Annotated in this window: 2 protein-coding genes and 3 pseudogenes; 2 read left to right on the top strand and 3 right to left on the bottom strand. The window is 64.0% G+C overall.

All coding sequences use genetic code 11. The features are described 5' to 3' along the window. Window positions 1–1,194 precede the first annotated feature (1,194 nt). Together ACZ68P_RS35925 and ACZ68P_RS35920 are read right to left on the bottom strand one after the other, a co-directional pair. Entirely contained in the window at window positions 1,195–2,559 is a 1,365-nt protein-coding gene (locus tag ACZ68P_RS35925) for a hypothetical protein (RefSeq protein WP_471013565.1), read from the bottom strand. A 746-nt stretch (window positions 2,560–3,305) separates the two neighbouring features. Next, window positions 3,306–3,987 (bottom strand): annotated as a pseudogene (locus ACZ68P_RS35920) (IS481 family transposase); the annotation flags it as partial. On the opposite strand from ACZ68P_RS35920, the pseudogene ACZ68P_RS35915 reads away from it, so the two are divergent. After that, window positions 3,975–4,466, top strand: a pseudogene (locus ACZ68P_RS35915) (IS630 family transposase); the annotation flags it as partial. The pseudogenes ACZ68P_RS35920 and ACZ68P_RS35915 sit on opposite strands and share 13 nt — an antisense overlap. Window positions 4,467–4,688: 222 nt before the next feature. Beyond that, window positions 4,689–6,143, top strand: a complete 1,455-nt coding sequence (locus ACZ68P_RS35910; protein ID WP_471013563.1) for a hypothetical protein — start codon at window positions 4,689–4,691, stop codon at window positions 6,141–6,143. 506 nt (window positions 6,144–6,649) lie between these two features. Here the strand turns inward: ACZ68P_RS35910 and ACZ68P_RS35905 are convergent. Beyond that, a pseudogene (locus ACZ68P_RS35905) lies at window positions 6,650–6,786 on the bottom strand (IS630 family transposase); the annotation flags it as partial.

Below are 6,786 nucleotides of genomic sequence, written 5' to 3'. Positions count from 1 at the left end.
TCAACACCGCCAACGACCGGGGGCTCTGCCACGTCACCACCCCAGCTGACCAGGCCTTATAGCCCTTCAGGGGCAGGATGAAAAAGGCTCACTGAACTGCACCTCTATCCAGCCCGGAAACGCGTCATCCACCCACCGGACCGCCTCAACCCGCAGGCCAACCACTAGAACCCCCTTCGCAACCAGCCCGACACCTGCGACGAGTATCCAGCGGTAGATCTGCGACCTGCATTGCGGGACAGCCCTTAGGACGGACCGCTGACACGACGGCCCACACGGTGTCGCGGTCCGTTATCTGACCGGTGGTCGGCTGGGTTGCTTAGTTCTGTTGCCTGACCGGTCAGTATTGCTGGATGGCTGTTGCAGTAGAGCATGGGCCCGTGGATGCCTGGCCTGGTAAGGAGGTGGTGTCGGTGGGAGTGGGCCGGTTCCTCGTGGAGTGACACCCCGCCGCCGTTACCTCTAAACCCGCCCCGCTCACCGCCCGTGGTTGGCCACCCTGGACGCCTCCCTGTCCGCCGACTCTGATGCACCTCGATAACGGCCGGCCCCCCGGGACGCACCTTTGCGGCCCGTTGAGCCCCGCCAGCCGACGGACTCCGCAAGCTCAACTTCGGCTGAACAGGTGTCGTACATCCCATGGCTGCTCCCTGAAGAGTGAGCCAAGGCCCGTACACCCGCCCATCACCATGCTTATACACACCGCGCAGCCGGGTGTACGTAGGCCCGAGGCCGTACGGGCCGCCGAGGGGAGGCTGCTGCCGCAGTGCATACAGACCCGGCCACGGCCGGGTCGGAGCGCCGGGAATATCTGGAGCGGCGAGCACCGGATGACGCCACCTCAGTCTCGGCCGCCAGGACCACCCAGACCTTCCCGTCCACGAACGGCGGCCAGGCACCGCCGCAGGTCAGGACGCGCAACCTGTCAGCGAACTGAGGCCCTCCCTCGATGGATCATCCGGGCGAGACATGGAACGTCATGTGACGTAGCGCCAACCCCCACTGTTCGGGGGGCGGAAAGCAGGCGACGCGTGCTCCCCGTCCGGCCGCCCCGCGATCGGACCCGCACGACATATGGCCCTGATCCCGCGCCCGGCATCGGGGCCCCCCGCGCCCCCACGGCACATCAACCTCATAGCCGGCACGCCTACCTCAGCGATCCAGCTTCGGTCTACAGGCCGTAGTCGGTGACGTCTACGTGGGGATTTCTCCGCGTTGCAGCCTGGCCGCTACTTCGGAAGCAATATAGTCTCCGTTGCCACCATGTATACCGAGTCTGTAACTCAAGTATTTTAGTCGTGCGTCCATCGCGTCTTTGCTGATGCCGAGGGTGGTGGTGAGGGTGGCGACATCCGGTGTGAGGCTGCCGGATTGGCGGATTGCAGCGATGGTGTCGTGGTCTGTCTTGGTCAGCTCCTGTCGGGGTGGGGGCCAGGGCAGCGTGTGGGCAACGACGCCGGGGATGGCACCTTTCCGCAGCCAGCCGGCGACCTGTTCCGCACGTACCTTCGGGGCTCCTGTCAGGACGAGTTCTGCGTTCAGCACCTCGATGTGCCGGCCCAGCGCTTTGAAACGATCGCTTACCGCTGCGCTGGTGATGTAGAGGCTGGAGGCGAGTTCCCGGATCTGAGGGGTGAGTGTGCCAGCGTGGTGAATCGCCGCCAGCAGGTACAGGTCGTTCGCCGTCAGAATGCCGGGAGCTGGAGCTGGCGCGGGAGCCTGCGGCATAGGGTGGTTCACCTCATCGACTATGTCCATGAGCTGGTCCAGATCTCCGGGCGCCCATATGCCGCCCGGCGCAGTGCCGGCCGGGCCTGCGCCAGCGGGATCCCAGGCGGGAGCCGTCCCTTCTTCCACTGCGGGCTCCTGCCACATGTAGAGGTCGGCTGGGGCTGTGGTGGCTTCTGGAGCAACGGTGCCATAGGTTTCCGCGTCCGAGCTGCTGCCCGCTGTGAGTTGGCCTTCTTCCCATGCCGGCGGGGCGGGGTGATGGGTGGTGAGGGCGGTCTGCCAGTGGTGGAAGCTGGTGGCGTCGTTGGAGACGAAGGCGGCGAGGTCCGCGGCCAGGGCGGGGACCTCGGAGTAGGCCTGGAGGTTGATGTTCAGGGCGGTGGCTGTTGCGCAGAGCGCATCGGTGAGGGCCTCGGTGGTGAGGTGGGTGCCCGCTGCCCATGCGGCTCGTTCCCGTGCGTCGTCCCAGTCGTCACGGATGATGGCATGCAGACAGGCCAGAGCCGGGTCCTCGTTCTGATGGGCGTTGGGGGCCTCCTGGGCGAACGGGTTGCCCAGGAACGGCCCGAAATGCTGCAGGCTCACGATATTTCCCCGATACAGGACGCTCGCGAGGTTCTCGTCGCTGTCGGGCTGCAGGTGGTAGCCGGCAGCGACCTGCCGTACCGACTCACGCAGAGCGTCCTCTCCCACCTCCCGCAGACCGGTCTGTGTACACACCTCCGCGGCAGCCGCTTCCCAGTCCCCCAGACTGGCAAGAAGCAGGGCGTCCGCCAGCTCTCCCTGCTGCCCGCCGGGCTCACTGGCACCGAAGGAATACTCACTCATGAAGCCCGCTCCATAATTGTGTCGCCGGGGGCAGGAGACGGTCGCCCTGCCGGCGCCCAGCACATCACCACCGGCAGCCCCCTAAAGGCGACATGCGATACGAACCTGGACGAAGAAGCGGACACCTGTCCCCTCCGGCCCCCCCACCACGCGTCATCGGGAAACCAAACCCGCCCCACAAGCCCCGCCCCACAAGCCCCGCCCCCACCACGGTAGTTCGACCCTTCCGCCCTGCCCGCGCAGTCATCACCGACAGGGCGCCGCGACCGCGAAGGCCAGCGACGGGCCCGCGGAGATGCTCAGACCGCGCTGCGATGACCCAGCCGCCGCCCGCTCAGCGGCCACCACAGCACCTGGCACCAGCCCCCGGGCTCGGGAACATTGAAGTCGGGTGAGGCGCGCACCCTTCCGGCCCTCCACGACCGCTCCCCGGACGACCCTTGGCGCCGGTTCTGTGCCCGGCATCGGGGCCGACCCCCACACCCCTCCGCGCAGCGTCGGAAGTTGAGCGTCCGTGCTGTGGTCCGGGCCGTCGTGAACCAAGCCCGTCACAAGCATCTGCCACAGGGCCGGTCACCATCCCGGTCAGCACGAGGGAACGACATCGTCAGCACTACATGTATGTCGCGCCCGTGGCCCTGCAGCCCCGCACAGTCCAGCGAACCGCCGGCCCGCGCTGCGCGAGCGAGACCGCTGCCCACCACCCCGCCGGGGACCAGGGCTCTCCCGCCCACTGGTAGGCGCATGCCCGCAGGGTTGTTCATACGGCTGATGGGTGGGTGTCCGCCCAATGCGGTGTGGCAGCGGTGGTGGTTGTAGGTGTGGAGGAAGTCTGCCAGGGCCTCTGCCCGCTCGTGGTTGGAGGTGTAGGGCCGTAGGTAGGCCCACTCTTCGAGCAGGGTGCGGTTGAAGCGTTCGACTATGCCGTTGGTCTGCGGTCGGTAAGGCCGGGTGCGTTTGTGGGCGATGCCGGCCGCGGTGAGGGTCCGGGTGAAGAGCATGGATTTGTAGCAGGCGCCGTTGTCGGTCAGGACACGTTCGACGGTGATGCCGGGGGCGGCGAAGAACGCCTGTGCCCGCTGCCAGAAGCCAGCGGCGGTCTCCTGTCGTTCGTTGGCCAACACTTCGCTGTAGGCGAGGCGGGAGTGGTCGTCGACGGCGGAGTGGATGTAGGAGTAGCCGATTACTGGCGTGCTGCTTCTGCGCCGGTCGGTGGTGGCCTGCCCGTTTCGGTCGCCTGTGGTCCGGCCCACCACGCGCCGTCCGCCGCCGTCGGGAATGTTGCCGAGTCAGGCGGCCCAGGCCGTGACGGGTCAGGATCCGGTGCACGGTCGAGGCGGGCAGGGCCAGGATCGGGCCGATCCGGGCAGGGCCAAGTTTTCGGCTTCTGCGCAGTTCGCAGGCGCGGGCTTCGACGGTCGCAGATGTTCAAGTTGTCGACCGATCCGCTGTTCATCGACAAAGTCCGCGACGTCCTCGGCCTCTATCTTGATCCGCCGGAGAAGGCTCTGGTGCTCTGCGTGGACGAGAAGTCGCAGATGCAGGCCCTGGACCGGTCCCAGCCGGTCCTGCCGATGGTGCCCGCCGTTCCCGAACGCCGGAGCCACGACCACATCCGGGCCGGCACCACGACCCTCTTCTCGGCCCTCGAGGCCGCCACCGGCAAGGTCAGCGGCTCCCTCCACCGCCGCCACCGGGCGGCGGAGTTTAAGGAGTTCCTGACCAAGCTCGACAAGGAAGTCCCCGAGAGCCTCGACGTCCACCTGATCCTGGACAACTATGCCACCCACAAAACGCCCGACATCAAGCGGTGGCTGCTGGCCCATCCCCCGTTTCCCCAGCACTTCACGCCGACCAGCGCGTCCTGGCTGAACCTGGTCGAGCGGTGGTTCGCCGAACTCGCGCAGACTATCTCGGCGCGAGCGGGCAGGCCCTTGTAATTGAGTGAGCATCCTGTCGAAGTGGCAGCCTACTTCCCGAACGGGAAGTTTGGAGTGCACCGAGCGTCGCCCGCGCGACAGCATCCCCGAGTCCATTTATGCTCTAATCTGATCTGCGAGAGATTCCGAGAAGAGGATGATATGACAATATCTGAGTAGGCAAAGGCCGAATGCGTGGGCCATACTCTCGTGGCAATAGAGCAGAAAATTGAGCCCACTGAGGTATACGCGACCGTCCAAGGGTATGCCAACGGTACCGTTGATGAGGACGAATTTCCATGGTTCTTTGAAAGTCTCATCAAGCACCTGAAGCTCGTTAACCCGGAATGCTTCCGCAACGAATCTGCGGAGGAACATTCAAAGATCTGGGACTACTCACTGGCGCGAGCTAAAGAGTGGCTCGGTATTCGTATGGATCTCGCATCCATTGCAGACAACTTTGAGGTCCTGAAGACGTCGATCGACGCCATCACCGCCGAGAATGCCGTCATGCTCAAATCCCTCGCCCCGGGGTACAGTGACCCTGTCGCCCTGGTTAAGTGTGGTAGGCATCGCGTTGTGATCGGCGGCACTGATGGGCCAATCCCTAAGAATCAGTTCCTGAGAGTAGAGACGCTCTCTCATCATCTGAAGGCGTCAAAGGGGGCCCTGGATACCCTTCTGCGAGAAGCTAACGCTCTGAATCTGAACACGCTGAACGAATTCATCCAGGACCGTATTACCTCGCAGGGCTGGTTCAAGGAGCTGGAAAACGGTTCCCTTTCGTTGCAGTTTGGTCGCGTGACGATGGAGCGTAAGGGTAGCCCGACTGGTTCCGGGAAGGTTACCGTTTACGGCTTCTCGGGCCGCGACAAAGCATTCATCGAGGAGGCGTTCGCCACATTCACCAAGAAGAAAGTCAAGATCTCGGACGAGGGCGCCACGCAACAGATTGCCCCCGAATCTTTCCAAGGGGGCGAGAAGGCATTTGGATACCCGTGCCGTTTCGAGGTCACAGCAGACCCGCAACTTCCGCGGTCGAGGTTCTCGGTAGAGAGTATTAGCAAAGCGATGGAGATACTTTCCCCATTCGTCGACCCTGGGTTCATCGCAACGCGCTACAAGCAGACCGAACAGTACAAAATGGCTAAGTCGGTGCCGTTCGGTCAGTCCTTTCCCCTAAAGGAGGCGCAACGCTTCACAGAGATTAAAGGCGACTACCAGTTCGATCTTCAATTCGGCGGAGACACCGGGACGGGGTCGCATAACCTGCATCTGCTCATTGTGATTAATTGCATTCCCAAGCCGGGAAAAGCTGCGGTTACGGCGAACGCCGATGTTCTTGCCGACGCCGCAGTAGGGGACACCCTGCAGTTCTGGATGGTTGAAGAACATCTAAAGATCTTTCGTCCGGAGGAGGAGAAGGAGCTGTCGTACCTCCTCTACCAGATCACATCCGCGGCGAAGGGCGCCGAACTCTTCACTCCCATGGGAAGCATCAAAAAGACCGGCCGGACTACGCTCGAGGTGCGCCCGTACCTCCATGCCCGCAGGGCGTATTTTGACAAACAGTTGCGGATGCTGACTCCCCCCGAGGGCGAACCCTTCACCTACAAGTCCACGACCAAGACCAAGCCCGTGGCATCGAAGCACTCCAAGTCATAAGTGCTGCCGGATCTCGCGCAGGCCGAGGGGCCATAGCGCAGTGCTTCCGTGACGAGCGCCCAGGCGAAGCTCGGCGGAGAGCAGTACGCCGGGCTTCGCTGTCCTGAGGACATCAAGGGCCTGCACTGCAAAGGGTGTTGCAGAACTGGACGGACGGCGCGACCGCGTCGCGGATGCTCAAGCTCTCGCCGTCCCGGCCGACTCTGGCACGCAGAAGTTCCGCATGCACGGCCAAATCGTCGACGAGCTCGTGCGCGCGGGGTCGGTCCGGAACCATGGCGGTGCACCTCGATGCTGCTGTCCCTCCGTGATCGCGGTCCCGCTGTGTCCGCGGCTGAGTTCGTGGTAGCTGCGAAAGTCGAGAAGCGCAGGCCGTCGATTACTGCTCCAGACAGGATCCGACTTCCGCGCGGGTGCACCGGTGTCTCCGCGACGCCAGTGAGCGAAGAGATCTCGGTCGATGGATCAGCGAGTGAGCGTTCGGCGTCTTCCACCCTGCCTATGCCCTAGTGACCTGAGTCAGAGATTCGGTGGCAGTAGGCGGCGAGTTTGTCGAGGATTTCGTCGGCGGTCTTTGTCCAGACGAAGGGCCTGGGTTGGTTGTTCCAGTCGGCCAGCCATGACCGGATGTCGCGTTCGAGGG

This window comes from Streptomyces sp. NPDC036822 (assembly GCF_055609145.1).
The sequence above is the reverse complement of the archived record's forward strand: the minus strand, read 5'-3'. Positions and strand labels throughout refer to the sequence as shown.

What these genes read in the sequence shown, in the direction of transcription:
- ACZ68P_RS35925 (WP_471013565.1), bottom strand. Translation starts at nt 2,559, where the DNA reads ATGAGTGAGTATTCCTTCGGTGCCAGTGAGCCCGGCGGGCAGCAGGGA.